This window comes from Rhodococcus opacus (assembly GCF_012396235.1).
GTDB classification, from domain to species: domain Bacteria; phylum Actinomycetota; class Actinomycetes; order Mycobacteriales; family Mycobacteriaceae; genus Rhodococcus_F; species Rhodococcus_F opacus.
Genome location: NZ_JAAXPA010000012.1, coordinates 115,106 through 140,926, shown reverse-complemented (window position 1 = coordinate 140,926; position 25,821 = coordinate 115,106). Strand labels below are relative to the sequence as shown.

23 protein-coding genes and 3 pseudogenes are annotated in these 25,821 nt (G+C 65.6%); 11 read left to right on the top strand and 15 right to left on the bottom strand.

All coding sequences use genetic code 11. From position 1 onward, the window contains the following. Positions 1-26 precede the first annotated feature (26 nt). Both HGB39_RS18215 and HGB39_RS18210 read right to left on the bottom strand, forming a co-directional pair. Complete coding sequence (locus HGB39_RS18215) at positions 27-632, bottom strand: YqgE/AlgH family protein (protein WP_005249144.1); 606 nt, start codon at positions 630-632, stop codon at positions 27-29. Between the two features lie 67 nt (positions 633-699). Beyond that, the gene (locus tag HGB39_RS18210; protein WP_005574070.1) at positions 700-1,395 is read right to left on the bottom strand and encodes a TetR/AcrR family transcriptional regulator; all 696 of its coding nucleotides are present in this window, start codon (positions 1,393-1,395) and stop codon (positions 700-702) included. Between the two features lie 143 nt (positions 1,396-1,538). On the opposite strand from HGB39_RS18210, the gene HGB39_RS18205 reads away from it, so the two are divergent. Continuing rightward, complete coding sequence (locus HGB39_RS18205) at positions 1,539-2,480, top strand: NAD-dependent epimerase/dehydratase family protein (RefSeq protein ID WP_005263527.1); 942 nt, start codon at positions 1,539-1,541, stop codon at positions 2,478-2,480. A gap of 10 nt (positions 2,481-2,490) precedes the next feature. Next, on the top strand, positions 2,491-3,789 hold the full coding sequence (locus HGB39_RS18200) for an MFS transporter (RefSeq protein ID WP_005574072.1): 1,299 nt from the start codon (positions 2,491-2,493) through the stop codon (positions 3,787-3,789). An 8-nt stretch (positions 3,790-3,797) separates the two neighbouring features. On the opposite strand, the gene HGB39_RS18195 is transcribed toward HGB39_RS18200, so the two are convergent. Next, positions 3,798-4,208 (bottom strand): PaaI family thioesterase, encoded by a 411-nt coding sequence (locus HGB39_RS18195; RefSeq protein ID WP_005263525.1) that lies wholly within the window; start codon positions 4,206-4,208, stop codon positions 3,798-3,800. Beyond that, a complete protein-coding gene (locus HGB39_RS40235; RefSeq protein WP_005574074.1) occupies positions 4,205-4,621 on the bottom strand; it encodes a hypothetical protein in 417 nt (138 codons plus the stop codon). Before HGB39_RS40235 ends, HGB39_RS18195 begins: the two co-directional genes overlap by 4 nt. 214 nt (positions 4,622-4,835) lie before the next feature. Here HGB39_RS40235 and HGB39_RS18185 point away from each other — a divergent pair, with 214 nt between their 5' ends. Continuing rightward, positions 4,836-6,389, top strand: coding sequence for a glycoside hydrolase family 183 protein (locus HGB39_RS18185; protein WP_005574076.1), 1,554 nt, complete (start codon positions 4,836-4,838; stop codon positions 6,387-6,389). Between the two features lie 16 nt (positions 6,390-6,405). Here the strand turns inward: HGB39_RS18185 and HGB39_RS18180 are convergent. Next, positions 6,406-7,082: pseudogene (locus HGB39_RS18180) on the bottom strand (IS5 family transposase). Between the two features lie 305 nt (positions 7,083-7,387). Here HGB39_RS18180 and HGB39_RS39890 point away from each other — a divergent pair. The 7 genes from HGB39_RS39890 to HGB39_RS18145 all read left to right on the top strand — a co-directional run bounded on the left by HGB39_RS39890 (position 7,388) and on the right by HGB39_RS18145 (position 15,607). Continuing rightward, the gene (locus tag HGB39_RS39890) at positions 7,388-8,839 is read left to right on the top strand and encodes a glycoside hydrolase family protein (RefSeq protein WP_210752816.1); all 1,452 of its coding nucleotides are present in this window, start codon (positions 7,388-7,390) and stop codon (positions 8,837-8,839) included. Between the two features lie 26 nt (positions 8,840-8,865). After that, positions 8,866-10,200, top strand: coding sequence for an ABC transporter substrate-binding protein (locus HGB39_RS18170; protein ID WP_005565914.1), 1,335 nt, complete (start codon positions 8,866-8,868; stop codon positions 10,198-10,200). Positions 10,201-10,326: 126 nt separating this feature from the next. After that, on the top strand, positions 10,327-11,133 hold the full coding sequence (locus HGB39_RS18165) for a carbohydrate ABC transporter permease (RefSeq protein ID WP_205627380.1): 807 nt from the start codon (positions 10,327-10,329) through the stop codon (positions 11,131-11,133). 107 nt (positions 11,134-11,240) lie between these two features. Next, positions 11,241-12,032: a carbohydrate ABC transporter permease gene (locus HGB39_RS18160; RefSeq protein WP_205627381.1), complete on the top strand. Its 792-nt coding sequence runs from the start codon at positions 11,241-11,243 to the stop codon at positions 12,030-12,032. Positions 12,033-12,091: 59 nt separating this feature from the next. Beyond that, complete coding sequence (locus tag HGB39_RS18155) at positions 12,092-13,168, top strand: LacI family DNA-binding transcriptional regulator (protein ID WP_005565909.1); 1,077 nt, start codon at positions 12,092-12,094, stop codon at positions 13,166-13,168. A gap of 47 nt (positions 13,169-13,215) precedes the next feature. Then, positions 13,216-14,523 carry a glycoside hydrolase family 32 protein gene (locus HGB39_RS18150; protein ID WP_210752815.1) on the top strand — a complete coding sequence of 436 codons (1,308 nt, stop codon included), beginning with the start codon at positions 13,216-13,218 and terminating at the stop codon, positions 14,521-14,523. A gap of 121 nt (positions 14,524-14,644) precedes the next feature. Next, positions 14,645-15,607, top strand: a complete 963-nt coding sequence (locus HGB39_RS18145; protein WP_081276586.1) for a carbohydrate kinase family protein — start codon at positions 14,645-14,647, stop codon at positions 15,605-15,607. A gap of 575 nt (positions 15,608-16,182) precedes the next feature. Here HGB39_RS18145 and HGB39_RS39605 read toward each other — a convergent pair. The 6 genes and pseudogenes from HGB39_RS39605 to HGB39_RS18120 all read right to left on the bottom strand — a co-directional run. After that, positions 16,183-16,314: a hypothetical protein gene (locus HGB39_RS39605; RefSeq protein ID WP_267204272.1), complete on the bottom strand. Its 132-nt coding sequence runs from the start codon at positions 16,312-16,314 to the stop codon at positions 16,183-16,185. A 160-nt stretch (positions 16,315-16,474) separates the two neighbouring features. Beyond that, positions 16,475-16,684, bottom strand: a pseudogene (locus HGB39_RS40230) (transketolase-like TK C-terminal-containing protein); the annotation flags it as partial. Between the two features lie 522 nt (positions 16,685-17,206). After that, positions 17,207-18,154, bottom strand: a complete 948-nt coding sequence (locus HGB39_RS18135) for a carbohydrate kinase family protein (protein ID WP_005565900.1) — start codon at positions 18,152-18,154, stop codon at positions 17,207-17,209. After that, positions 18,154-19,557, bottom strand: a complete 1,404-nt coding sequence (locus HGB39_RS18130; protein WP_005565899.1) for a sugar porter family MFS transporter — start codon at positions 19,555-19,557, stop codon at positions 18,154-18,156. Before HGB39_RS18130 ends, HGB39_RS18135 begins: the two co-directional genes overlap by 1 nt. Before the next feature lie 105 nt (positions 19,558-19,662). After that, positions 19,663-19,815: a PTS fructose transporter subunit IIB gene (locus HGB39_RS18125; protein WP_005264708.1), complete on the bottom strand. Its 153-nt coding sequence runs from the start codon at positions 19,813-19,815 to the stop codon at positions 19,663-19,665. 740 nt (positions 19,816-20,555) lie between these two features. After that, a pseudogene (locus tag HGB39_RS18120) lies at positions 20,556-20,742 on the bottom strand (TetR family transcriptional regulator); the annotation flags it as partial. 427 nt (positions 20,743-21,169) lie between these two features. On the opposite strand from HGB39_RS18120, the gene HGB39_RS39885 reads away from it, so the two are divergent. Then, the gene (locus tag HGB39_RS39885) at positions 21,170-21,760 is read left to right on the top strand and encodes a protein NO VEIN domain-containing protein (RefSeq protein WP_005565895.1); all 591 of its coding nucleotides are present in this window, start codon (positions 21,170-21,172) and stop codon (positions 21,758-21,760) included. Positions 21,761-22,715: 955 nt separating this feature from the next. Here the strand turns inward: HGB39_RS39885 and HGB39_RS18110 are convergent. The 4 genes from HGB39_RS18110 to HGB39_RS18095 are packed head-to-tail and all read right to left on the bottom strand — an operon-like array spanning position 22,716 to position 25,805. After that, the gene (locus tag HGB39_RS18110) at positions 22,716-23,795 is read right to left on the bottom strand and encodes a sulfate/molybdate ABC transporter ATP-binding protein (protein WP_064080625.1); all 1,080 of its coding nucleotides are present in this window, start codon (positions 23,793-23,795) and stop codon (positions 22,716-22,718) included. Beyond that, positions 23,792-24,598: an ABC transporter permease gene (locus HGB39_RS18105; protein WP_005572812.1), complete on the bottom strand. Its 807-nt coding sequence runs from the start codon at positions 24,596-24,598 to the stop codon at positions 23,792-23,794. The genes HGB39_RS18110 and HGB39_RS18105 overlap by 4 nt, the downstream gene beginning before the upstream one ends. Continuing rightward, positions 24,595-25,404: a molybdate ABC transporter substrate-binding protein gene (gene modA, locus HGB39_RS18100; RefSeq protein ID WP_005572813.1), complete on the bottom strand. Its 810-nt coding sequence runs from the start codon at positions 25,402-25,404 to the stop codon at positions 24,595-24,597. Before modA ends, HGB39_RS18105 begins: the two co-directional genes overlap by 4 nt. Next, positions 25,401-25,805: a TOBE domain-containing protein gene (locus tag HGB39_RS18095; protein WP_005263518.1), complete on the bottom strand. Its 405-nt coding sequence runs from the start codon at positions 25,803-25,805 to the stop codon at positions 25,401-25,403. The genes modA and HGB39_RS18095 overlap by 4 nt, the downstream gene beginning before the upstream one ends. Positions 25,806-25,821: the final 16 nt, after the last annotated feature.

Here is a 25,821-nt window from a genome sequence, read left to right as displayed (position 1 = left end):
AGTCCAGGGACGTGCGCGGGGTGTGTCTAGTTGCGCTCGACGTCGATCGGGTGGGTGGCGAGCAGGGCGAGGGGGAGCGGCTGCCGGCGCAGCACCTGCGCCCACACGTCGACCCGGGCGGGAGCGACCACGTCCGACGCGAGGGCCGAGATGACGATCCAGTCGTCGCGCTGGAGTTCCGAGTCGAGCTGACCGTACGTCCATCCCGAGTAACCGGCGAAGATCCGGACACCCTCCACCAGCGGGGCGATGACCTCGGGGTCGGAGTCGAGATCCACCATCACCACGCGGCCGTGGACCCGGCGCAGACCCGCGACACCGTCGGGCTGCGCGCCGGTGCGCAGTGTCGCCAGGCACAGTGCGGCGTCCCGTTTGACGGGACCGCCGACGTACAACGCGGACGGGCGCGCGGCGAGCGGCGCCCACTGTGGCAGCACGTCGTGCACCGCGGTTTCGCTGGGACGGTTGATGACCACGCCGAGGCTGCCGGCGTCGTTGTGCTCGATCACGTAGATCACGGTGCGACGGAATGCGGGTTCGACGAGATCTGTGGACGAGACCAACAGGCTGCCGGGCCGGACCACCGGTTCCGTCGACGCCGTTCGATCTTCGGGTTCTTCTGCGTGCGCCACCTGAACATCATCCCACCGCGGCGGACGCGATGTGACGGAGGACGCGACCTGCGTCCGGTTCGCCGCTTTACGCCGCCGGCAGCCCCGCCGTCTCGGCCAGGACCGCGAGGTGGTGCTCGAACAGTGCCCCCGGTGTGGTGAACGTGTCGGCGCCGTACTGCTCGAACACCTCGAAGTTCACCGCCCCGAACAGCGCCGACCAGACCAGCACGCCGCGGGCGAGCAGATGGTCGGGGGTGGTGAGTCCGAGTTCGGCGCGGATGCGGTCGAGGTCTGCCGCGAGCTCGTCGTCGATGGGCGCCGCCGCGGCCGCCTCGAGCTTGCCCGCCCGGAACGCGTTGTCGAAGATCCCGACGAGTGCGTAGATCACCCGCGTCCCCGGAGTCGTGGTCTGCTCGCCGGGCGCGTGGTAGCCGGGAACCGGGCTGCCGAACAGCAATCCGTAGCGGGCGGGCTCGCGCAGCGCCCACTCGCGCACCGCACGGCCGAGCGCCAGGAACTGTTCCCGCGGTTCGGCTGCGGAGGCCACGGCCGCCTCCGCGGCGTCGCCGAGTTCGTTGTATCCGTCGACGACGAGCAGCGTCAGCAGTTCGTCGCGGCTCTTGACGTACCGGTAGACGGCGGACGACACGACGCCGAGGTCCCGTGCGACGGCCCGCAGCGACAGGGCAGCGGCGCCGACCGCGGCCAGCTGTTCGCGTCCGATCCTCGTGATGTCCTGCAGCGTCTGCTCGCGGGCGCGTTCTCGTGGTGTTCCTGGCATGGGGTTCAGCGTGGCAATTTCCGAGAGCGGTGTCAACAAACGAGAGCACTGCTCTTGACAATGCGGTCGAACGGGAGCATTCTCGAATCAGACAGAGAGCAGTGCTCTCGAATCGCCGAAATCGACTCACAGCAGGAGCGGACATGTCGAACATCGAGATCGTCACCGGAGCGGGACCCGTCGGCTGGACCGTCGCCCTGCAGCTCGCCGAACAGGGACGGCAGGTGCGGGTCCTCACCCGCTCGGGCAGCGGCCCGGACCATCCCCTGATCGAGCGGCGGAAGGTCGACGTCTCCGACGCCCACGCGCTGCGTGAGGCATTCGACGGAGCAGTCGCCGTCTACCACTGCATCCACGCCGCCTACAGCGCCGACGCGTGGGAGCGCGAACTCCCCGCCGCCGAGCAGACCGTGCTCGAGGCCGCCGGCCACGTGGGCGCCGTCGTCGTGTTCCCCGAGAGCCTCTACTCGTACGACACGTCGCAGCAGCCGATGACCGAGCACACCCCGCGGTCGGCCGACTCCGGTAAGCGCGGCGTCCGGACCCGGCTGCTGAAGGCCCGCGCCGAGTCCTCGACCCCCACCGTGAGCGTCGTCGCGTCCGACTTCTTCGGACCGCAGGTGCTGAACGCGCACGCCGGCGAGCGCATGGTGCCCGTCGTCCTCGCGGGCAAGACGATGCGCGTCCTCGGTTCCGCCGACCTGCCCCACTCGTTCACGTACGTTCCCGACTTCGCGGCCGCGATGATCGTCGCCGCCCACGACCGTGCGCTGTGGAACTCGGTGCTGCACGCACCGACCGTCCCGGCCGTCACCCAGCGGCAGATGGTCGAGGCCTACGCGAAGGCCGGCGGGGTTCCCGTCCCGAAGGTGGGCACCCTGCCCGGCTGGGTGATCCGCGGCGGCGGGCTCGTGCACCAGGGCAGCCGCGAGCTGGCCGAGATGCTGTACCAGTTCGAGGAGCCGTTCGTGATGGACTCGTCCGAGAGCGAGGCCCGGCTCGGACTGACCCCGACGCCACTGGACCGGGCCGCCGAGGAGACCGTCCGGTGGTGGCAGGACAGGTCGGTCGCGGCCGCCGGATAGGCTCCTGTGAATGGCGAAACAGCTCGGCGACCGGCGCGAGGCGTGGCGCAGAACGGCGTACACCCTCCGGCGGTCGCCCGGGCTGGCCCGTCTCGCGACGGTGCGATTCGCCAGTCAGCTGGGCGACGGCATGTTCCAGACCGCGCTCGGCGGCGCGATTCTGTTCAACCCGGAGCGCGCAACGGATCCCGTCACGATCGCCGCCGGTTTCGCGGTACTGCTGCTCCCGTACTCGGTGATCGGACCGTACGCGGGCGCGCTCCTCGACCGCTGGGATCGCCGCGCCGTGCTGCTGTGGGCGAATGTTCTGCGCGGACTGCTGATTCTGGTGACGGCCGTATTGCTGGAGACCGGGACCGGTGAGTCCGCGCTCCTCCTCCTCGCCCTCGCCGCCATCGGTGTGAGCCGGTTCGTTCTCGCGGGAGTCTCGGCGGCGCTGCCGCGAGTGGTGCACCGGTCCTGGCTCGTGGCCACCAATTCGGTGCTCGCCACCACGGGCTCTGTCCTCGCCGCACTCGGAGCCGCGACATCGGTCGCCATCATCTCCCTCGTGGGCGCCGGCGACCGCGGCTCGGGAATCGCCGTCGCGGCAGCCGCCTGCGGTTCCGCGGTGGCCGCGTTCGCGGCGTCGCGCTTCCACCATCGGCTCCTCGGTCCGCACGCCGACGAGAAGCCCGCATATGGGGCGGTCCGCGCCGTCGCCGCCGGACTACGCACCGGAGCGGTCGCGGTGTGGCAGTCACCGGGCGTGACGACCGCAATGATCGGAATAGGCACGCACCGGATCGTTTTCGGTGTCAACACGCTGATCATGGTTCTGGTGCTCCGCGACACCGCCACCGTCAGCGCCCTGCCCGGCGGTCTGGCCGGGTTCGGTGTCGCGGTCGGCGCCACCGCCGCGGGCATGCTGCTGGCGGCGATCTCGACACCGTTCCTGATCCCGCGCGTCGGACGGTCCCGCACCATCGTCGGCGGCCTGATTCTCGCCCTCCTCGTGCAGTGCACGCTCGTCGCGATCCTCACGCAGGCGTCGCTGCTGTGCGGCGCGCTCCTCCTCGGATTCGCCGGGCAGTCCATCAAACTCACCGGAGACGCGGCGATGCAGATCGAGATCGAGGACGACCGCCGGGGACAGGTGTTCGCGCTGCAGGACACGGTGTTCAACGTGGCCTTCATCGCGTCGATCGCCGCGGCCTCCCTCGTGATCGCCCCCGACGGCCGATCACTCGGACTGGTACTCGCGGGTGGCGCGGCCTACGGCCTCGGACTGCTCGGCATCCTGCTCAACTCCCGGCGCGAACCTGCCTGAGAACCGGGCTATTTCGACCCCGGCATGGGCACGTTCTGCAATCGGACCTGACCGCGAGCCACCTCCTTCCCGGTGTCGGTCGCGGTGATCACCACCGACCACAACTGCTGCACCCGGCCCTGCTGGATGGGCACCGCGACCACGTCGACCCGCCCCTCGGTGCGGGCCCGCAGGAAGTCGGTGCCGTTGTGCACGCCCACCGCGAACTCACCACGGTCGGCGACCGCGGTACTCGCGCCGATGCTCGCGGCCGATTCGACCGCCGTCGTGTAGACGCCGCCGTGCACCACGCCCCAGGGTGTGTGGTGGTCGGTGGACAGGTCGATGTGGCCGACGACCTTCGTCCCGGACACCTCGTCGAGTTCCAGGCCGGCAGCGGCGACGAAGGCGCTCGCCGCCTCCCGCGTCAGATCGGTCATGGTGTGTTCCCCTCATCGGACACTCGGTTAGTTTGAAATCCCAACCCACCTTGCCCGGCGTCGGCCCTGACGTCAATGGTCCCGGCGGCGCCGATCATCGGATCGGGGCGCCACGTGTGTACCGCCGCGATCACCGGTGGCTCGGCCATCGTCATCTCGACATTCCACGTCCCGTTGCCGGACGGGTCGGTGAAGTAGCGGGCCTCGTCGTCGGCGTCGTAGTCGAGCACCGACCGATCGGCCACGCCGTCGCCGTCCGAATCCCACATCGCGTCGTCGAGAAGGCCGTCACCGTCGAAATCCAAGCGCACGGCGTCGACACCGCCGGACGACCCCAGGTCGAGATCGGCGGGTGACGTCCACGCCGTCGGGGCGTCGGCACCGGTTCCGAACGAATACTCGAGAGGATCCATATGAAGGTATGACGCAGCGGAATCGGATCCGGTTCCACCCGCACCCGAAGAAATTTCCCTCGCGACAGTGAGACCGCACTGTGACCGGACGGGCCGGGCTCGTGCGCTGAGGATGCCGCCGCCGGGTGTTATCTTCAACCCGAACGTGCAGGTCGGTCCGCCATTACTCCGACCACCGATCTGGAGGGGTCCTGTGGTCGAGAAGTCATGGTCTGTGGCCGGAGTGCCGCTGTGCGTCGCCGCCGTCGTGGCCGCGACGATCGGCTTCACCGCTGCCCCCGCCGCGGCCGAAACCACTCCGTGGCTGCCCGTGAACGCGTGCGGCGAGACCGGTTTCAACCCGGCGAAGGAACCGCCGAGTCCGGGCGGCGGCCCACTGCTTCCGCCCATTCCCCCGGCCGTGAGCATCCCGATCCCGTACCCCGACTTCGTGCCCGTGCCGGTCCCCGGACCGACCGCCGACCAGACGCGTGTCGCCCAGGACCTTCCCGCCGACCCGTGCGCGGACCCGTGCCCCGACCTCACCGATCCGGTCGACGAACCGGAGACCGATCCCGGCTCTTCCGGTTCCGCAGGCTCTTCCGGTTCCGCAGGCTCTTCCGGCTCTGCGGGGTCGTCGGGTTCGTCCGGCTCGAGTGCGCTGCCCATACCCAAGATCTCCATCGATCCGCGTCCCGAAACCATTCCCATCCCCGTTCCCGGCGGCCCCGGACCCGAACCGCAGCCGGCGCCGCCCGTCCAGATCAACCCGGCCGAACGGGGTTTCCTCACCGCACCCGTGGCGAAGCCGGAGGTCGGCGATGTCCGGCTGGTGTCGCAACTGACGGGCCGCGGTTCGGAAAACCGCACGGACAAGCGCTGGCAGGTCGACGGCACCGACCTCGGCATCACCTGGGAGACGAAGCCGGGCGAGGTCGCGGTCGCGTTCGGCGACACGTTCGGCAAGGACTGGGCTCCGCCCGGCGCGTTCGGCGAGGACTGGCGGAGCAACGTTCTCGGCCACAGCACCGACACCGACCTGTCGGACGGCATGACCATCGACAGCATGGTCCAGGACAGCCGGTGCCATGCCGCCGAGATCATCGACAGCAGGCACATCAACAACTTCGAGACCACCACCATCCCCACGTCGGGGTTCGCGATCGGTGACCGTCAGTACCTCAGCTACATGTCGGTGAAGCGCTGGAGCATGGTCCCCGGCATGTGGTACACGAACTACGGCGGCATCGCCTACTCCGACGACAACGGGCAGACCTGGACGAAGGACCAGCACGCCAAGTGGGACAACATCTTCGGCGCCCGATTCCAGGTGTCCGCGATGGTGCCGCAGGGCGACTACGTGTACATGTTCGGCACCCCCAACGGGCGGATCGGCACCATCGGCCTGGCCCGGGTGCCGGTCGATCAGGTCCTCAACACCACGTCGTACCAGTACTGGTCGGACGGCACGTGGACCCCGGTGTCCCAGCACCTCGCGACCCCCATCGTCGGTGGGGTGGCCAGCGAACTGTCCGTCCGCTACGACGCGGCCGCGGGAAAATGGCTGATGAGCTACCTCGAGCCCGTCGGCGGCTCGATCATCCTGCGGCGGTCGTCGAGCCCGCAGGGTGCGTGGTCGGCCGGCGCGACGCTCGTCGACACGGCCGACTACCCGATGGCCTACGGCGGCTTCATGCATCCGTGGTCGACGGACAAGGATCTGTATTTCACGATCTCCGAGTGGGACAGCTACAACGTCTACCTGATGCACGCGTCCCTGCACCCGTGAGTACTTAGAGCGTGTCTCATGTGGGCAGTTTCTTGAAGCAGGTGAGTGCCGCGGCGAGGTGGAGGAAGCCGGCGAAGTGTTCGCCGTGGCGTTCGTAGCGAATGGTTATGCGCCGGTAGCCGGTGAGCCAGGCCTCGTTCGCGCAGCCACCGTCGGTGAATGTCGTAGTCGTAGCCCTTGTCGGCGCGAAGCCTTCCCGGCTTGCGGCGCCGTGGTCCGCGCCTGGACTTCGTTGCCGGAATCGCTGCCACCATCGGTTGCAGCATCGTGCTGTCGTGGGTGTTCGCCCCGGTCACACCCACGACCAGTGGGATTCCATTCGTTTCGGACAGGACGTGGATCTTCGATCCCTTCTTGCCGCGGTCGACCGGGCTGGGGCCGGTCAGTGATCCCCCTTTTTCGCCCGAATGCTTGCCGCATCCAGGATCGCTGCCGTCCAGTCGAGTTCGCCCGCGCTACCGAGCCGATCGAGCACCTCGCGATGCAGTTTCTCGAACCCCCATCCCGCACCCAGGCACTGAACCGTCGATGCGCGGTCGGCACGGTCACCCCGAAGGAGGGCGGCAGGTGCCGCCACGCACATCCGCTGGTGAGCACGTACACGATCTCGGTGAACACCGCCCGGTCATCGGCCGGCGCACTGCCACCTCCCTGCGGCCGGGCGACAAAAGGCGGAGTCAACGGTTCGACCATCTCCCACAGCGCATCCGGAACCAACCTCAGTGACAACTCGTGCGCCGTCGACAATCCCCCGTTGACGGCGCATCGATCGGATGCGGCATGGCCGTGGCGGTACAGCTCGGTCATTCTCGTGCGGTCAGCAACTTCGTCTGAAGAGCCCGAGATGCGGACACGCTCCGCCCCCATGTGGCACTTGGCCGACTGCCAGCGCGCGATCATGATCGGCTGATTAACCGCTTGAACATTCTGGTGCCTGTGACTAGAGTCACTGTTCAACCGTTTAACCAGGAAGGTAATCAGTGGAGACTTCACAACCTGTGTTCTTCCAGCCGGACAACGCCTGGGTGGGCGATGTCATTCCCTTCGAGCGCGATGGCGAGTTCTGGCTCTTCTACCTTCGCGAGGTTCGGGATGACCCCGAGGCGGGGTCGGCATGGGACGTAGTGACCACCAGAGACTTCGTCACGTTCACCGACCGGGGAACCGCGATTCCTGCGGGAGAACCGGATGCGCCCGACTTCAACGCATACACGGGCTCGGTTGTTACCGGTCCGGATGGAACGGACCACCTTTTCTACACCGGCCACAACCCGCGGATTGTCGGGCCAGACGGTGAGACGCCTCTCCAGATCGTCATGCACGCGACGAGTCGCGATGGCTTGACCTCCTGGGTCAAGCATCCCGAATTGTCGTTCGGGGCGACGGAGGGTTACGAGGCCGGCGACTGGAGAGATCCTTTCGTCTTCAAGGCGGCAGAAGGGCAGCCCTGGAGGATGCTCCTCGCGGCGCGCCACGCGGCAGGCCCACGGCGTCGCCGCGGGGTCATCGCGCAGATGCAGTCCGACGACCTGATGACGTGGCGACCGGTCGAAGCCTTCTGGGATCCGCGGAGATACGTCACGCACGAGTGTCCGGACGTGTTCCCTTGGGGGGACTGGTGGTATCTGGTGTACTCCGAATTCTCGGAGTCGTTTACCACCCGATACAGGATGGCAAGAACGGTCGACGGTCCGTGGATTACACCCGAACACGACACGATCGATGGTCGAGCTTTCTACGCGTCCAAGAGCGTCGGGCATGGCGATCGACGGTTCTTCTGCGGATGGATCGCGTCGAAAGAAGGATCATGCGACGACGGGCCCTACCAATGGGCTGGAACCATGTCAGTTCTCGAGTCAACGCAACGCCCGGACGGCAGCCTCGCGTTCGACATCCCTTCCGAGCTACGGGCGAGCTTCGACATCCCGCACGCAAGTGCACTCGTCGACACTGCCACGGGCACAAGGTATACGACCGATGCCGAGGTGACGCTCTCCGCTCCTGACGGCTACGCATGCGTCGTGTCCGAGGCGCCGATCCCTGCGACCGCGTACGCGAGCGTCACTGTCGATATCGCGGCGAATACGACCGAATGCGGGATCGTGTTCCGCAGCAGCGCCGACGGAGACAATTGCTACATTCTGCGCCTGGAGCCACGTCGCTCCCGCGCCGTCGTAGACCGGTGGCCGCGCCGCGTGACCGGCGAGATGCAGTGGGAGATCTCCGGCGATGTTCCGTTCCAGGTGGAACTCGAACGGCCGTGCACCCTCGAACCGGGCGAGCACACCATCGACATCGTCATGGACGGATCCCTCATGGTCGCGGTTATCGACCAGCAGGTGGCGGTCAGCGCCAGAATCTACGACCGCACCGCCGGCGGCTTCGGATTGTTCGCAGGTGAGGGAACGGCCACGTTCCGCGACCTACGCATCGCCACCAGGATTCGGTAACACCGCATTACAGAAATGGAAAACCAATGAAGCGAGTCCATACCGCTCTCGCGGTGGTGGCCATTATGACCCTTCTTGCTGGCTGCTCGGCCAGCGGCGGCGGTGTCAAACCAACAGATGTCAATCCCGATGGCGAGATCACGCCACACGAGATCTCGTGGCTGCTTTCCCGCCCCGCCGATGGCGCAACGATCGCCATCTTCAAGCAGCTGGCAGACGAATATGCGGCCGACCACCCGGGCTTCTCGCTGAATCTGATTACGACACCTGATCGGCCCTCGTACATTCAGAAGTATCAAACGCTTGCGGCGGCCAACAAGCTGCCCGAGTTGTTCGACACCGACGCAACGCCGTTCGCTCAAGAATTGGCCAAGACGGGTCAGATGATGGACGCCGAGGCCTTGCTGAAGGATATCGGTGTATATGACGACTACCGCGCGAATGCATTGGACTATCAGCGCTTCGGTGATGGTTCGCTGTACATGATCCCGCTCCAATTCGAACTCGAATTCTTCTGGTACAACACGGCGCTGTTCGACAAGGCTGGCGTATCCGTCCCCGCGTCGCTCGATGACTTCCCTCAACTGTGCGCCGGGCTTCGCGCCGCCGGGGTGACCCCCATCGCTGTCGATGGTCAGGACCAGTGGCCGCTCGAACGGTATATGGCGTTCCAGCCGTTCCGCTTGGCGGGACCCGACTATGTCCAGGGCGTCAGGACCGGTATGTCCAAGATCTCTGACGAGACGGGGCAGAGGTCCGTCGATTGGTTGAGCGGCCTGGCGAACGCGAGGTGCTTCGACGACGGCTTCTCGTCGACCGGGTATTCCGATGCGCAGGCCCTCTTCACCTCCGGCAAGGCGGCCGTGTACAACATCGGAACCTGGGAACTCGCGAACCTGGCGACGAACGAGCTTGATGCGGGCGTCCGGCAGGACGTGGACTTCTTCACACTTCCCACCGTGGACGGCGCGAAGACGGCCGCGAACGAGTATTCCGTGAGTTCGGGGATCGGTATGGCTGTGAACGCGCAGAAGTACGATCCGCTCGTGCGTGACTTCCTGAAGTTCGCGCTCTCCAAGTACCCGGCAGCGTACGCCGCTACCGGCGCACTGTCACCGACCACGAACGTGCAAACTACGGTGCCTGGGAACGCCACTCCGCTGTATCAGAAGGCGCTGGACGCGGCTGATGACCTCGGCACCAACCTCGCCGTGCCGTGGGATACGCAACTCGACCCGACGTCGAACACCCGGCTGCAGCAGGAGCTTGTGCTGCTCATGCAGGGGAACAGCACGGCCGAGAACTTCATCGACAGGGTCGACTCGACGATCGCTGAGAACGCGCCGAAGTTCTTCGGCTGAGACCCTCAATCAGGGTGGTCGACGCGTGGCGTCCTCACCCGGAAGGTGCTTCCTATGCTTCCCACTCGATCGCGACTGTCAGTCCTGATCTTTCTGCTACCGCCGCTCGTCGTCTACGGCGTCGCCGTGCTCCTGCCGATCGTGCAGTCGCTCGTGCTGAGTTTCTTCAGATGGAATGGAATCTCGGACCTGCAGTTCGCCGGGATCGACAACTACACCCGCATGCTCACCGACGACGTGTTCTGGACGGCGTTCCGCAACAGTCTCATATACCTCGTGGTCTGTCTGGTCATGCAGCTCGGCGGCGGCCTCGTCGTTGCCAACCTCCTGACCGAACTCAACAAAGGTCGCGAGCTGGTGAAGACCCTCTACTTGTTGCCTGCCGTCATCTCCACGGTTGCGATCTCGTTCCTCTTCCAGCGCATCTACTCGGAAAACCCTGAGGGACTTCTCAACCAGATCCTGGATTTCCTGGGTCTGCATGGGCTTGCCCGCCCGTGGCTGTCCGACATCAATACCGCGCTCGTCGCCGTGTCGGTGCCTGAAGGCTGGCGTTTCACCGGCCTGTACATGGTCATTCTCTACGCGGCACTCATCGCCGTGCCGAAGGAACTCGAAGAGGCCGCAAAGATCGACGGCGCTTCACGGTGGAAGATCTTCACCAAGATACGTTTTCCACACATCCGTCCGGTCTGGATCACGACGACGCTCATGGCGGCGACCTACACCCTCCGCGGATTCGACATTCCGTACTTGCTCACCAACGGCGGCCCCGGCCAGGCCTCGGAGCTAGTGACGACGTACATGTACAAGACGGCGTTCACCGGCACCGATTACGGGTACGCGAGCACGATCTCCATGTTCATCGTTGTCGAATGCCTCGTTGCTGTGGCACTCATCTACGGCTTGTCCAGACGAAAGGCAGACGCATGACCACCATTACCTCGGCACGCCCCGGGGCGCACAAGCCCACCGCGGCGCACAAGCCCACTCGCCGTCGCCGACAGATCCCACCCTTCCGGCTCGCGACCTCGGTCATCGTGGCTGCCCTCGTCGTCGTCCAGGTCTACCCGCTCGCCTGGCTTTTTATGACGAGCTTGCGCACCGAGAGCGATTTCGTCAACGGCAACCCCTTCGCGCTCCCCAGTTCAGTCACGCTCGACAACTATGCGCGCGCCTTCGGCGTCGGCAACCTTGGACTGAACATCGTCAACAGCTTCATCGTCACGTTCGGCGCCAGCGCCGCAATCGTCATCTTCGGAATGATGGCCGCGTACGCGCTGCAGGTCCTCGGATTCCGGGGAAGCGGCCTCGTCCGCGGACTCTTCCTGCTCGGCATCATCGTGCCCGTTCAGATCGCGCTGGTTCCGCTCTTCATGGACTACGCGTCGGTGGGACTGCTCGACACCCATCTGTCGATGATCATCCCGCTTGCCGGATTTGCCTTCCCTTTATCCGTCTACCTCTTCAGCTCATTCTTCGAATACATTCCGCGGGAAACCTACGAAGCCGCGACAATCGACGGCGCCGGACCGTACCGAATCTTCTGGAGCATCACGCTGCCTCTGTCAACGAACACGATCGTCACCGTGGTGCTGGTGAACAGCATCTTCATCTGGAACGACTTCATCTTCGGAAACACCTTCTTACTCAGCGATGAACTCAAGACCATTCCGCTTGGCCTGCAGAACTACATCGGTGCGATGGGAAACGTCGACTGGACCGCCACATTCGCCGCCGTCTGCGTCACCATCACACCTCTGCTCCTCGTGTTCCTGGTGCTGAACAAGGCGATGATCTATGGCCTCGAAGCCGGCGCGAACAAGGGTTGAGCACGCCCAGTATGTAGAAACCACTATGTGAACACCGATTCGAGATGAGTATCAGCATCATGGCCAAAGACATTGATCCGCCCGGCAACGGTTCCGGTGTCTCAACACCGGCGCGAGCGGCTGCGGTGACCATGCGGGATGTCGCCGAACACGCGGGCGTATCCGTTGCGACGGTGTCACTCGTCATCAACAACAAGAAACGCGACCGCATCGGCGAGGCAACCCGAACTCGGGTAAAGAAGGCGGTCGCCGAACTGGGATACCGCCCCAACGTCCTTGCCCAGAGCCTGGGCACCGGTCAATCGCGATTCATCGGCATGATCGCGGACGCCATCGCCACACTCCCATACGCCGGCCAGATCCTGCGAGGGGCGCAGGAGGAGGCATGGCGCAACGGTTATGTGCTGCTGGTGGTCGACACCGATGACGTAGCCGAGCTGACCGACGACGCTCTCCGGATGATGATCGACCACAAAGCCGTCGGCGTGCTCTACTCCACCTGGTACCACACGGAAGTGCAGCCACCCTCACTCCTCGCGTCAGTGCCGAGCGTCTTCGTCAACTGCTTTACGAGTGATCCGACCGGGTATGCCGTGGTGCCGAACGAAGTGCAAGGCGGTTTCGCGGCCACGCAGTTGCTGACCTCACAAGGTCACCGGCGCATCGCCTTCGTGAATTCCACCGAGATCGCGCCATCGACATCCGGGCGGTTCGAGGGCTATCGTGAGGCGCTCGCGGAGGTCGGCGTCGGCGTCGACCCGGCGTTGCAGGTCTCGATCGACCCGGATGCTGCCGGCGGCTTCCAAGAGGCCGGCTACGCGGCCGGACACGAACTCCTTTCCCGCGGAAATGCGCCCACCGCGGTCTTCTGCTACAACGACCGCGTCGCGATGGGAATGTACGACGCCCTCAAGGAGCACGGGCTCAGCATCCCCGGCGACATCGCCATCGTCGGCTTCGATGACCAGGAAGTCATCGCTGCGCATCTACGGCCGCGTCTGACCTCGATAGCCCTGCCCCACTACGAACTGGGTGTGCGAGGAGTTCAGGCCCTCCTCAAGCGAGTGGAGCAAGGCGACAGCCTCACCGGAGTCGAGCGCATCGACTGTCCTCCCGTCGTGCGCTCATCGATCTGACAGCCGACGATCCTCTTCGTTGCCCCGAGAAATGAGAAAGGCGCGCCATGTTCGAGACAAGCCCTGACGAAATGTCTCCTGTGATGCCGGCGAGCTCCGGGGCCGTGCAGCGGCCACAGTTCCACTTCACTGCCTCTACGGGTTGGATCAACGATCCATGCGGGATCACCTTCCGTGATGGCAAGTACCACGTCTTCTACCAATACATCCCCGGTGTGACGAGTTGGGCCCCCGACTGTCGCTGGGGCCACGCCAGTGGTAGCAGCCTATTCACACTCGAGGAACTCCCCGTCGCCATCGCTCCAGGTGACGGCGACAAGGGCATTTGGACAGGATCCCTCGCCATCTCAGATGACGGCTCCGCACACGCCTTCTTCACCTCCACAGCCGACCCAAACATCGCCATCGGCCGCATTCGCATCGCCACGCCCAGCGACGAAGGATGGATCGCCTGGCACAAGGGCGACATTGTTGCATCAGCTCCCCCGAGCCTCGAGGTCACGGCGTACCGCGATCCTTTCGTTCTGAAGGACGGGGCGTGCTGGCGGATGCTCGTCGGCGCAGCGCTGGCGGATGGTAGCGCCGCAGCTCTGTCGTACTCCTCGAACGACCTCAAATCGTGGTCGTACGAGGGGATCGCCGCGCAACGCTCCATGCACGAGCAGGATCCCGTGTGGATGGGATCGCTCTGGGAATGTCCCCAGATCATCGAACACGGTGGGCACCATCTGTTGGTCACGTCGGTGTGGGACGACGATGTGCTTCACTACGCAGGCTACGCCGTCGGCCACTATGCCGACGGCCGATTCGACGGCGCGAACTGGGCGCGGTTGACCTACGGACCGAGCTACTACGCACCATCGTTCTTCCTCGATGCGAACGGGGAACCATGTCTGACCTTCTGGATGCGCGGCGTAGAGGACCAGGCCGCAGGATGGGCCGGCGCACACAGCATTCCCCACGTTCTGACAGTCCACGACGGATTGCTGGTTGCAACACCACATCCGGATCTCGACAACTTCCACGGAGAGCCAATCGAGGACGGCAATCTCCCCGCACTGGCAGGCGACGTGTCCTGGTTACCGGCCGAGACCGACGAGCTCATCATCGAGGCGGCAGGCGAAGCGGTTGTCACGCTATCTGTCTTCGACAGCCAGGTGCGCGCGACCACAGCAAGCGGTGCCTGGACCATGCCGATCGCCGATGGAGTGCGAGTGATTCTAGATGGGCCGGCCATCGAGATCTCCTCGCAATCCGGGATTCTCGGGTTGGGAGTATCACCTCGGGGCGAGCGGTACTCGGTTCGCTCCGCGAGCGGCGAGGTTAGTGTGCGTCCGCTTGAAATGGGGTACTGATGAGCTGCTGGAAGCGGAGTCCTGCAAAGGTCGACTCATTTAGGGAACGCATCTGAGCTCGGTGACGCGCCACGGCAGAACATCTCGATACCCCGGCCCACCTGGTGGGCCCTGACCACAGATGGATCGCACCCAGAAAATGACTTCATCCTCGCAAAACAACCTTGGCCGGCGCCGAATCCTTGTCGTCGGAGAATCTCTCGTCGACATCGTGGTCGATGCTACCGGTATGCGCAGCGAACACGTCGGTGGAAGTCCCGCAAACCTCGCCCGGGGACTCAGTCGACTCGGCAACGACGTCAGCCTGCTGACCACCTTCGGAGAAGACGCCCGCGGCCGCGTCATCGAGCGCGACCTGAGAGGTGCCGGACTTCACGTGATCCAGGCCGGCCGACCGGAAACGCAGACGTCGACGGCCACCGCTCGTCTCGATCAAAACGGCAGCGCCGGTTACACCTTCGATATCAGTTGGGAACTCGACACCACCGAACCACCATCATGTGACCACCTCCACGTCGGGTCCATAGCCGTCGTGCAGGAACCTGGTGCCAGCGAGGTAGCACGCCTGGTGTCACATCGGGACCGCTCCACCACAGTCAGCTACGACGTGAACATCAGACCTACTTTGATGAGTCCACGAGCCGAGGCGATCGTTCGAATCGACGAGATGTTGACCAGGAGCGATATTGTCAAGCTGAGTGAGGAGGATCTGGCGTGGTTGCGTCCAGGCGAGCGACACGCCGATGCGGTCCGTTGGCTGATGTCGCACGGGCCGTCGCTTGTTGCAGTTACGCACGGGGCAGCAGGAGTAATTGGGTATGCCCGGGACGGCTCGGTGCTCGTCGGCGGACGCCGGGTCAATGTAGTCGACACCATCGGCGCGGGGGATGCATTCATGGCCGGGCTACTTCATGCACTGTGCGACCGCAAACTGCTCGCAGGAGATGCTGGCCACGCGCTGCGTGCAATCAGCCTGGATGACCTTCGCCACGTCCTACATATTGCGAATACCTGTGCGTCCCTCGCCGTGATGTCTCCCGGCGCACAGCCACCGACCCTTGACGAACTATCCGCGGCAAGCTGAACATGAGCGGCCCTGTGGTGCGGTCGATCACAGTCTTCGCTTCGCTCGCCGATATTTCGGCCGAACTCCGTGTTTGAGAACTCGCGATGGGCGCGCAGGTGCCTGACTGAGAACCGAAGAAGTGGGCTCCGGGTTGGTCGGTGATAACCATGTCCTAGCCCACAGCAGGAGCCCACAATGCCATCATCGCCGATCTCGCCATGCCCGTCGTGCCCGCCCCACGCGGTGGACGGACATGGTTGTGCGGTGTACCCGTCGTCGGTGACAGACGCAGAGTGGGCGATCGTCGAGCCGCTGTTGCCCGCCCCGAGAGCAGGCCTGGCCGCCCTCGAGGGGCTCGACCCCACCCTTCCCCGGTACTCCGCGGCCGCAGCGTACCTACACGAGCGCGACGGTGACCCTGCGCAGTTGGGTGTTGAGCCGCGCGGCCTGTCGTGTGAGGTGGTCGCGTTCGGGGAGGTTGGGCGCCGACCGGGCAGCTTTGGCGTAGAGCCGCGCTGCGGCAGCACGGCAGGCCGCGGGGGCAACCCGAGAAGTATTGCCGCATCGGATTCCGCGCGGGTCCGCTTATCCGGTCAGCGTGCGCTGGCGCGGTAGAGCCAGCCGAACCAGAGCACGCCGGCGACGCCGAGCATTCCACCCGAGCCGAAAGCGCCCACCAGCAGCAGCATCGTTCCAACGTTGATGAGCAGGACGACACCGGTCATCTGCAGGAACGGCCACGGGGCGTACGCGGCTGCGCGGTTTCTCGCGCGGCGGTGACCGATGCGGTCGCGGCTGCGACCACGGCGTCGGTGGTGAATTCGAACTCCGGTAGAGGGTCTGGTGGTCGGCCGAGGCGCTGTAGTGCTCGATGGGGACGGGTCGGCCGAGCCACCGCCACCATGGTTGCTCGATGCCGGGCTCGATCGAGACGCGGGCCCGCACCAATTCGAGCAGGACCGATTCGAGGTAGTCGGGATCTTGTTGTTCGAACCAGTCCAGGCACGGCACGGAAACCACGCGCGCGTCGATTCCCTGTTCACGGAGGGTGTCTCGTGCGGAGACGACCAGTTGCAGCTCGCTCCCGGTGGCCATGCCGTCCATCGTGGTGTTGTTCGACTCGGCCAGGTCGGCCGAGCCACACCACAGTTCGGGCAGCACCGGGGCGAGGGCGTTGAGCACCTTGCCCGGCGCCGCGCGGGTCGCCGGGCCCTTGGCGTCGGTGTTCCAGGATGGGAGGACGTCGCTCCACCCGGGCGGCGGTTCGCGGGCGGTGACCCGTCGTAGAGGGCCTTGCGTTGCGGGTTGGGCCGCTGCCCACGAGTCGAATGCGAGTTGCCACTACGCCCGTGCGGCGGCGCCGCGCTCGTGCGCGTTGCGGGTGTGGGCGATCACCTCAGGTTCGACCTGGAAGGTCAGCTCGGAGTCGAAGCCGAGCTTCGCCTTGACTGCGGCCACAGGCCGGGAACGCGGGTGCCGAGTTCACCGCGGACGGTGGCGGGGGTGTGGCCGTGCCGGATGAACAACCGTTGCACATCAGGTGATTCCTCTCGTGAATGGGGTTGTGCATCAACGCCGGTAACCGCGCATGGCGTCCTCGGTGACCGCGACGATCGTTCAGGTGAGGGCCGGGTCGAGCGCATGAAGGGCGTGCACTTCCGCCCGGGAGGGCGCGTACGCGCCGGATCGGCTGACCGTCAACGCACTCGTGTGTATCGCGCGGAGCAGTGCGGGTTGGACATCGGGCCAGTCCACAGCCGCGAGTCGATCCCGTGCTTGGGGTGAGCCGAGCAGGCCCGCGTCGAGTAGTCCGGAGAGTAGTCCGGCCATGAAGGAGTCTCCGGCACCGACGGTGTCGCCCACGGTGACCGGTGTCTGGTCGATGTGGAGCATGTCCCGGTTGTGAGCCAGTCGCGCGTAGGCGCCCCAGGATCCGCGGGTGACGACCACCATCGCTGGTCCTGTCTTCACCCACCGCCGCATGATGTTCTCGACCGGCACGCCCGGGTAGAGCCAGTCGAGGTCCTCATCGCTGGTCTTCACCACGTCGGACAGTGAGACCAGGTGCTCGACCCGGTCGACGACGGTGTCGGGCGAATGCATCAGTGCGGGACGGATGTTCGGGTCGTATGACACGGTACCGAGGAGCCGCATCCGTTCGGCGGCAACGACCACCGTCGAGCCGCCTGGTTCGACGGCGGCGGCGATGCTGCCGGTGTGCAGATGCCCGAACGGTTCCAGGTCCGGCAGTTGCGGGACCGCCCAGTTCACGTCGAACTCGTAGTTTGCGCGTCCGTCCGCGTCGATCCGGGCGAACGCGACCGACGTCCTGTGTGCGGAGTCGGTTCCGGGCGTGATCTGCACGCCGGCGGACTCCGCCCACTCTCTGAGCAGATTTCCCCGGGGGTCTTTGCCCCAGTGCGAGCAGATGCTGGCCGGGTGGCCGAGTGCGCCGAGTCCGACCGCGACGTTGAGCAGGCTGCCGCCAACGTGTTCCTGAGTGGACCCGGTCCTGGTGACGACGTCGATCAGTGCTTCACCGAGGCTGAGTACGCGGCTGGTCATCAGTGAGCCCGTACCGCGGTCGGCTGGTCCGGGCCGTGGTCGAGTGCGACGCCGAGCTTGGCCTCCATCTCCTCGAGCGGCACACCCTTGGTCTCGGGCATCACCTTCAGCACCCAGATCAGCTGACCGACCATGGCGAGGAAGAAGATGCTGAACGCGGCGCCGGCACCGAGGGCACCGATGATCGGCGGGAAGGCGAACGAGGTGATCGCGGCGAACACCCAATGGGTCAGGCTGCCCAGCGACTGCCCCTGACCACGGATCCGATTCGGGAAGATCTCCGAAAGGAATACCCATATCACCGAGCCCTGGCCGACGGCGTGGGCGGCGATGAATCCCATCAGCCCGATCAGCACCAGTATCGACGACGTAGAGGTGAACTCGCCATCGCGCGCATTTTCGTAGTAGAACATCACGGCGGCAAGGAATCCCAGGGACATCAGGTAGCCGATCGAGCCGACGATCATCAGCTTGCGCCGGCCGAGCCGGTCGATCAGGCTCAGCCCGACCATGGTGGCGACCAAGTTCATCGCGCCCACCCCGACGCTCATCAGGAACGCGGCGTTCGTGCTGGCGCCGGCCTCCTGCATGACCCGTGGCGCGTAGTACAGGACCGCGTTGATGCCCGACAACTGGTTGAAGACGGCGATCGCGACGGCGAGCAGGATCACCTTGCGGTGCCCGCGCGTGAAGAACGGCACCTTCGTCATGTTCGCGGTGGCCGCCAGCGACTCCCGGATCTCACTCATCTGGAAGTCGACGGCGGCTTGGGTGGCGCACAGGCGCTTGCTCGTTGCGGTCGCGTCGTCCCATCGACCGATGGCAGCCAGCCAGCGCGGCGTTTCGGGAACGGTCGGCAGCATGAGGACGAACACCAGTGCCGGAACGATCATGACGCCGAGCATCCAGCGCCAAGCATTGTCGCCGGGGACCGCCGCGCGGATGACGGCGTTGGATGCATAGGCGATGAGGATGCCGAGCACGATGTTGAATTGCACCAACCCGACCAGGCGTCCTCGGTTGGCCGCGGGGGCGATCTCGGCGGTGTAGATCGGTGCACAGACGCTGGCACCACCCACGCCGATGCCACCGATGAACCGGAACAGCATCAGAATTTCGACGTTCGGGGCCAGGGCAGACCCGACGGCGCCAAGAACGAAGAGGACGCCGATCACGTAGAGCGCCTTCTTGCGGCCGTACCGGTCTGCCGGCCGGCCGGCGACCAGAGCGCCGAGGATCGTCCCGATGAGTGCGGTGGTGACGGTGAAGCCCAGCTTGGCATCGCTGAGCGCGAACACCTGCTGGATCTGTTCCTCCGCACCGGAGATGACGGCGGTGTCGAATCCGAAGAGCAGCCCGCCGGTCGCGGCGACTATGGCGCTGCGGACAACTATGGGTTTCACGAGATGTCTACTTCCTCTTGCGGTTGAAATATCATGGAAAAGAAGGATTTCCGCGCACAGCGCGATGGGTTGGGCACCCACGCCATCGCCCGTCGGCCGCGGCGATCACCGCGGGGTCGAGGGCTCGGAGCCAGAAGCGCCCTGCGTCTCGACCTGGATCTCGTGACCGCTGCGGGCGGCACCCTGCTCCAGCGATTCCGCCGCCAGGTATGTGTGTGCGATGCCCGTAGGGCACGAGGTTGCGGCCACGAACTTCATGTCACGCGCCTTTCCTAGCGGTTCGCTGTCGCAGCCGAGGCGACGACCGATCGAGGCTGACCTGCCTGATCCTGCGTCGCTGTATCGATGAGCCTGCGGATAGTTATAGCTGTGACGTGGCTCTCATGTCAACAGATACGGGCCTAAACACACACAGTCGGGCACCAATGAGCAGGTCAAAACAACACGCCGAAGTGGTCGGCGGCCTGCAGTGCGATCACCTCCGCACCGGTGAGAGTCGGAGTTCCGGGCGCGCGCCGTCTGGAGGGGCGGAGTCTGCGGGGGCGCGACTGTCTGCCCAAAATCGTCAGGCGTGCGCGTGAAACTGTTGGCCCGGAACGGGATGCGGTCGGCGGGGCGGCCGCCACCCCACAGCACGCACAACTGGTTGGTGTTGGGCGAGGGCGCTCTCAGCGCATCCCGATGTAGATCTCGCCGGTCGTGACGCCCTCTTCGAGCGCATCGAGGGAACGCCCCGCGTTTCGGGCGCCCTGCACACGAACACAAGCGCCGCCACGCCGACGGCGACATGAAGAACGACCCGGTGATGCCGATTTCCTTGACGCGTGACGGAAGAACAGCGCCAGGATTTCGTTGGTGGTCCAGCCGAAGAAGACCGAGATCCCGATCCCGAGGCCGCGCATGTGCAGCGGGAAGATCTCCGCCAGCCCACATCCACACGTGGTCGCCGCGATCGGCGGGATCCTCGCGCTTCGTAACATGGACCGGCTGGACCGGCGCAAGACCTTCCGCTCGAGCGCCGACGCCTCCTGCGCCGCGATGGCTTCGATCGCGGCGATGGAGATCCGGTGTTGCTCGGCGATGATGTGCCGGGCCAACACCTCCTTGGAACGGAGATGGAAGTACAAGGCGCCCCTTCGTCATCCCTGACGCTTCGAGGATCTCGACGAGGCTGGCACCCTCGAACCTGGCGAACTCGGCAGAGGCCCAGTCAGGTGATCGTCCAGTCGTGCTGGCAACCCTGTGTTTGCGTCGCGCCCGGCACGGTAGACAAACGAGTAATGCGTGTGTCCCTTTAGGTCGGGTGCAGTGCCTGGTGATCAGAAGTCGGCGGTAATTCCTACCTGGGCGCCGAGGGTTTCGAGGTCCGCGCGGGTCTGGTCACGGCATCTCCGCAGAACAGAGCTTCCTGATCGCACTGCGCGAGCAACTGCGCCACGCTGCCATCCCGTTCGCGGTCGCACCCTTCGCAGTTTCGGACCAAGACCTGACCATCATCTTTCCGGCCGGAGCGCCACGCGCACTGTACGACCGCACCAACATCGGCACCGCCCGCGCACTGCGTGTCGCGTTCAGGTTACCGAATCTCGACGTTGGACCCACCCTCGGGCAGGTGGTGACTTCACTGTCCCCGGCCACCCAGTCTGCTGCTGCGCAGTACGTCGCCGAGCACCTTCGAGCACTCGGACGGTCCGCAACTCCGGTCGAACAGATGGTGCTCGACACTATCCAGAACTCTGCCCCAGCCGAACTCGGGCACCGCCCCACCGAGAGAACCGAATCGGCGCGATCTCGGCAGGTCGCGCCGCGCGAAGGATTTGCCGATGTCATGCAGAGGTGGCGCACCGCCGAGGTCGCGGTGATGGACTGGCTCAACGCCCGCGGCTGGGACCTGAAGGATGTCAGCAAACAGAACCTCGGCTACGACCTGGTTGGCGTCGACAACACCGGAATCGCCGTCATGCTCGAGGTGAAGAAGGTCGACCGACCCGATGCCAGGTTCTCGATGACCAACAACGAGATGGGCGCGATCGAGGCCGAGCCCGGCCAGTATTTGCTCGCGATCGTCATCGGTGACGGCAGATACGCCCGGCTGATGCTCCTCGACCCGAAAGACCGCGCACTTCCACGGGAACGGGTCTGCCGCGCCTGGGAATGGCAATTCACCGCCTGGGCGGAGTACGGCCACTTCGTCGACGGATAGTTGCCACGCAACCTCGCATGGCGGAGGTCTTGCGAAATTCAACGAGCCCTAATAGACACGATGGTGTGGGTGAGGTCCACCGAGGAGGGCATCGACGGTCTGGGTGGATGGTCTATCGCCGTGGATCGGTGAGGACCTGGACTGCCGCCAATCTGTCTTGATCGACGAGTTGTGATATCGCATCGAGGAGGATTCGCGCCGCTCGGTCTTCGTCGCAGGTGTCGAGGAGTTGCTGGTGGATCAATCTCGCTCCGGCAGGCCATGGATCGGGAAAATCATGTTCCTGGCGAGCCGAACGCACCCCGTCTAGCAATGCCTTGGTGCAACCCGAACCGAAGTTTGATCTGGTTGTGAGGTCAGCGATCAGCTCCGGGAGAATATCGCTGAAGGTCGATGATCCCTGTGTAACTCCGACTATGCCGCGTATTGCGAGTTGAACCCACCCGGCGAAAAGATCCGGTTTACTGTTTGTGCGGTGTACGGCCTCTCTGAGGAGTGTCAGGAATCCAGCTGTGTTTACGGCCCATTGAGCCGGGTCGGACAGGGTGAATGCGGCACCTCGAGGCTCCCATGAATCGGAGGTCGCAGCAGAACGCAGCACTTCCATGTCAAATGGAATCCCAATCGCATAGTTTCGGACCAACGTGGTGAGCGCCTCGCGGTAGTCGGACTCGGTGATTTCGCCTGAGGACGCGAGTTCAGTGAGTACGGCGAGCGTTCCGAAGGCCGGAACATCCTCTGATCGTGCAAGCCGGCGCAAGGCGGCCTCGTCGGAACAGAGTGTTCCTCTGCGATCCTGGCACTCTCGAACTGCATTGAGCCATGGTTGATTTTCGAGCGAGCTGTTGGTGGGATCTCTGAACCAACCTCAGTGACAACTCATCTACCACGCGTCACATTATGTCGCACATATCACTTCATTCACATGAGACACGCGCTTATTAACCGCCCGCGGTTAACAAGTACGCACGGCATGGAGGGCGACCTCGGTGGCCTTGACGACGAAGAACACGTCCAGGCCCGGCACCAGATCGAGTTCCGCGACGGACGCCGCCGTCACGTCGGCGCTGAGTTCGAACCGGCTTCCGGCTTCGGCGGCCCGCACCCGGACCGTCGGCCCACGCACCTCGATCTCCGAGATGGACACCCGGAAGACGTTGCGCGGACTGCCTTCCGGAGAGCGTCGGTGGACGGCCACCGACGCGGGAGCGAACACCGCGACCGCCGGCGCGCCCGGCACGAAATCCGCGTCGGGCAGACCGTGCAGCCGAACACCGGTCTCGGTCTCGAAGCCGTCCTGCGCCCCGAACACCGGAACCAGGTTGAGCCCGGCGATTCGCGCGGCAAACGCGCTGCGGGGCCGCGTCAGCACGTCTCGCACGGAGCCGAATTCGACCACCTGACCGCCCTCGACGACGATCACCCGGTCGGCCAGCGCCAGCGCGTCGAGGATGTCGTGGGTGACCACGACCGCGGTCCGGTTCCCTTCCCGCAGCACCCGCCGGAGCAGTACGCGCAGGGCGGGCGCCGCGGCCACGTCGAGCGCCGCCATGGGTTCGTCGAGCAGGAGGGCCTGGGGCGCGGCCGCGAGCGCTCGGGCCACCGCGACCCGCTGAGCCTGCCCCCCGGACAGCTCGTGCGGGCGGCGGTCGGCGAACTGCGTCGCATCCACGGCGTCCAGCCATTTCTCGGCGATCGCGCGCGCCTCCCGACGTCCCCGGCCGGCACTGCGCGGGGCGAACGCCACGTTGGCGGCCACTGTCAGATGCGGGAACAACAGCGCCTGCTGTGCGAGCAGCGCGACCCCGCGCCGGTGCGGGGGCACTGCGACGCCCCGGGTGGTGTCGGTGAGCACGCGACCGTTCAGTTCGACGCGTCCGACGTCGGGGCGCACCAGGCCGGCGACCACCGAGAGCGCCGTCGATTTGCCGGCACCGTTCGGTCCGAGCACCGCCAGCACCTCACCCTCGCCGAGGTCGAACCCCACGTCGACGCCACGCGCATCCACCCGCGCCTCGACGCTCAGGCCGGTCACAGCGCGGCCCTCGACGCCCAGCCCCGCGAACCCACCACGATGAGCACCGCGACCACGACCAGCACCAGCGACAACGCCACGGCCGCATCGGCGTCGGTCTCCCGCTGCAGGTAGATCTCGAGCGGCAGCGTTCGCGTGACACCCTGCAGGCTGCCCGCGAATGTCAGCGTGGCCCCGAACTCGCCGAGCGCCCGCGCGAACGACAACACCGCCCCGGACACCAGCCCGGGCAGCACCAGCGGCAGTGTCACCCGCCGGAAGACTGTGGTGGGGCTCGCACCGAGTGTCGCGGCGGCGTGCTCGTACCGGCTGCCTGCGGTCCGGAGTGAACCCTCGAGGCTCACCACGAGGAACGGCAGCGCGACGAACGTCTGCGCGAGCACCACGGCCGTGGTGGTGAACGCGATGTGGATGCCGGCAACCTCGAGGTGCTGCCCGATCAGGCCCTTGCGGCCGAACGTGTACAGCAGGGCGATACCCCCGACCACCGGTGGAAGCACCAGCGGCAGGAGCACCAGTGACCGCAGCACGTGCAGTCCGCGAAAACTGCTGCGCGACAGCACTGCCGCCATCGGAACCCCCAGCAGGACGCACAGCACGGTGCTCAGGGCTGCGGTCCGCAGGCTCAGTTCCAGCGCCGCGAGTGAGGATTCCGACGTGACCAGCTGGAAGAACCGCGACCAGTCGACGCTCGCCAGCATCGCGAACAGCGGCAGGACGACGAACAGTCCGCCCAGTGCCGCCGGGACGAAGATCCAGCCCGGAAGCCCGGACGGGACTCTGACGCGCGCGCCCCGGATCACGGCTGGGCGAATCCGGCCTTCGCGAGCACTGCCTGACCGTCGGGTCCCGTGACGAGGTCGACGAAGCCCTGCGCCGCGTCCGGTGCCTTCGAAGCGGACAGCGTCGCAATGGGATAGGTGTTCACTGCCTGCGCGGCCTCGGGGAATGCCACGGCCGTCACCTTGTCGCCGGCGCTCGCCGCGTCCGTGACATACGCGACGCCGGCGTCGGCCTGACCGGCTGTCACCTTGTTCAGCACGTCGGTCACCGACGACTCCTCGCTGACCGGGCTGAGGTCGACACCCGACGCGGTCTCGACCTTCTGCGTCGCGGAACCGCACGGAACCTGCGGGGCACACGTGACCACCAGCGTCCCCTCACGGTTCAGATCCGCGAAGGACGTGATGCCCTTGGGGTTTCCGGGTGCCGTCACGATGGTCAGCGTGTTGGTGGCGAAGTCGACGGGACTGCCCTCGACGAGCCCGGCGTCGACCACCTTCGTCATGTTGGTGGTATCGGCGGACGCGAACACGTCGGCCGAGGCGCCCTGGTCGAGTTGAGCGGCGAGGTCGGAGGAACCCGCGAAGCTGAACTCCACGTGGGATCCGGGGTTCGCGGTCTCGTACATCTGGCCGAGTTCCGTGAACGTACTCTTCAGCGACGCCGCGGCGAACACCGTGATGTCGCCACCCGCTGCGGACGCGGACGTCGCCTCGGCGGAACCCGAGGCGCCGCCGTCGTCGTTCGAACCGCAGCCGGTGAGAAGGCCGAGACCGAGTGCGGCCGCAGCAACCCCCGTCGTGGCCCGCCGCCAGGACGACTTCATGAAACTTCTCCAGGTGTTTCGACGATCACCGTGGTCGACTTGACGACGGCTACCGCGACCTTGCCGGGCTCGAGCCCGAGGTCGCGCACGGCTTCACTGCTCATCAGGGAGACGACGCGGAAAGGCCCGCACTGCATCTCGACCTGGGCCATCACCGTGTCCATCACCACCGCGGTCACGATGCCGGTGAATCGGTTACGTGCCGAGGACTCCGATCCGAGCAGATCGGGCGACTTCGAGGCGTTGGCGCGCGCGAACTCGGCGAGTGCGGGGCCGTCGACGACCTTGCGGCCCGACTCGTCCTTCTCCGCCGCGAGGCTGCCGTTGTCGATCCACCGCCGGACTGTGTCGTCGCTGACGCCGAGCAGTTCTGCGGCTTGTCGTATCCGGATTCCCGTCATCCGAGAATTGTCCGCG

Coding starts and splice junctions, on each gene's coding strand:
- HGB39_RS18170 (WP_005565914.1), top strand. CDS start 8,866: ATGAAGCGAGTCCATACCGCTCTCGCGGTGGTGGCCATTATGACCCTT.
- HGB39_RS18135 (WP_005565900.1), bottom strand. CDS start 18,154: ATGACCAGCCGCGTACTCAGCCTCGGTGAAGCACTGATCGACGTCGTC.
- modA (WP_005572813.1), bottom strand. CDS start 25,404: ATGAAGTCGTCCTGGCGGCGGGCCACGACGGGGGTTGCTGCGGCCGCA.
- HGB39_RS18095 (WP_005263518.1), bottom strand. CDS start 25,805: ATGACGGGAATCCGGATACGACAAGCCGCAGAACTGCTCGGCGTCAGC.
- HGB39_RS18210 (WP_005574070.1), bottom strand. CDS start 1,395: ATGCCAGGAACACCACGAGAACGCGCCCGCGAGCAGACGCTGCAGGAC.
- HGB39_RS18125 (WP_005264708.1), bottom strand. CDS start 19,815: ATGAAGTTCGTGGCCGCAACCTCGTGCCCTACGGGCATCGCACACACA.
- HGB39_RS39605 (WP_267204272.1), bottom strand. CDS start 16,314: ATGACCGGTGTCGTCCTGCTCATCAACGTTGGAACGATGCTGCTGCTG.
- HGB39_RS18200 (WP_005574072.1), top strand. CDS start 2,491: ATGGCGAAACAGCTCGGCGACCGGCGCGAGGCGTGGCGCAGAACGGCG.
- HGB39_RS18145 (WP_081276586.1), top strand. CDS start 14,645: ATGGATCGCACCCAGAAAATGACTTCATCCTCGCAAAACAACCTTGGC.
- HGB39_RS18155 (WP_005565909.1), top strand. CDS start 12,092: ATGGCCAAAGACATTGATCCGCCCGGCAACGGTTCCGGTGTCTCAACA.
- HGB39_RS18195 (WP_005263525.1), bottom strand. CDS start 4,208: ATGACCGATCTGACGCGGGAGGCGGCGAGCGCCTTCGTCGCCGCTGCC.
- HGB39_RS18205 (WP_005263527.1), top strand. CDS start 1,539: ATGTCGAACATCGAGATCGTCACCGGAGCGGGACCCGTCGGCTGGACC.
- HGB39_RS18150 (WP_210752815.1), top strand. CDS start 13,216: ATGTTCGAGACAAGCCCTGACGAAATGTCTCCTGTGATGCCGGCGAGC.
- HGB39_RS40235 (WP_005574074.1), bottom strand. CDS start 4,621: ATGGATCCTCTCGAGTATTCGTTCGGAACCGGTGCCGACGCCCCGACG.